Source organism: Mesorhizobium sp. B1-1-5, assembly GCF_006443065.1.
In the GTDB taxonomy this organism is placed as follows: Bacteria; Pseudomonadota; Alphaproteobacteria; order Rhizobiales; family Rhizobiaceae; genus Mesorhizobium.
In genome coordinates, this window is record NZ_VFWS01000500.1 from 1 (window position 1) to 1207 (window position 1207).

General features: G+C 65.0%; 2 protein-coding genes and 1 pseudogene. All 3 read right to left on the reverse strand.

All coding sequences use genetic code 11. The features are described 5' to 3' along the window. Window positions 1-362: ATP-binding cassette domain-containing protein (locus FJ980_RS32720; protein ID WP_140547570.1), on the reverse strand; the 362-nt coding region annotated here is incomplete at its 3' end. Then, window positions 359-1084 carry an ABC transporter ATP-binding protein gene (locus tag FJ980_RS32725; protein WP_140514343.1) on the reverse strand — a complete coding sequence of 242 codons (726 nt, stop codon included), beginning with the start codon at window positions 1082-1084 and terminating at the stop codon, window positions 359-361. The genes FJ980_RS32720 and FJ980_RS32725, both read right to left, overlap by 4 nt. Beyond that, window positions 1081-1207: pseudogene (locus FJ980_RS35690) on the reverse strand (branched-chain amino acid ABC transporter permease); the annotation flags it as partial. The pseudogene FJ980_RS35690 and the gene FJ980_RS32725, both read right to left, overlap by 4 nt.

Genomic DNA, 1207 nt, shown 5'->3' on the forward strand with positions numbered 1-1207 from the left:
TTTTCGCGCACGGCCTTCCCCTTGCCGCGCGCCATCAGCCCGATCTCGATGTTCTCCGCCACCGTCATTTCGGCGAACAGCCGCCTGCCTTGCGGCACATAGGCAATGCCGGCTTTGGGCACCTCGTGGGCGGCCAGGCCGGTCAATTCCTGGCCTGCGAGGCTGATCGAACCGGCACTCGCCCGGACCAGTCCCATGATGGCTTTCAGCGTCGTCGTCTTGCCGGCGCCGTTGCGGCCGAACAGGCACAGCACCTCGCCCTTGTTCAGCACCAGGTCGAGCCCATAGAGCACCTGGATCTCGCCATAGAAGCAGTCCAGTCCCGCGATCCGCAACGCTTGCGTCTTGCTCGTCTCGGTCATGGGGCGGTCCCCAGATAGGCTTCCTGCACCGCCGCATTTTCGCGGATCGCCTCCGGCGTGCCCTCTGCCAGGATCTTGCCGGCGTTGAAAACGGTGATGCGGTCGGCAAGCTGCATGACGACAGGCATGTTGTGCTCGATCAGGAGCACGGTGGCGTCGCTGGCGATCTCGCGCACCAGCGCGATGAAATTGTCGATCTCGCTGTCGGCGAGCCCCTGCGTCGGCTCGTCGAGGATCAGCAGGCGCGGCTTCAGCGCCAGGCCCATCGCCACCTCCAGCAGGCGCTGGTGGCCATAGGACAATTGACCGGCCGGCATATGGGCGCGGTCGGCCAGCCCGGTGCGTGCGAGCGCCGACATGACAGCGGCCTGTATCGCGCTCTTGGAATGGCCATGCCGTAGCGTCAGTTGCACGGGCAGCGCGACGTTGGCGTAAACGGACAGGTTGGCATAGATGCTGGTGATCTGGAACGTGTAGGCGATGCCCTGGCGGACCCTGACATAGGCCGGCAGGCCGGTGATGTCGGAGCCGTCGAAAACGATCGATCCGGACGAGGGCGGGATACGGCCGCTGATCAGGCTGACGAAAGTGGTCTTCCCGGCACCGTTGGGGCCGATGACGGCGCGGATTTCGCCCGGCACCAAGGTGAAATCGACGCTGTCGACGGCGCGCAGGCCGCCGAAATTGCGCGACAGGCCTTTGGTGGTCAGAAGCGGCGTCATGGCAGCCATCCGAGCCAGCGCTGCCGGATGCTGCCCAGAATGCCTTTCGGGAAGAACAGCACCAGCAGGATCAACGCGACGCCGACTATCAACAGGTAGGCGGAGGTGAAGCCGCTGGTGACG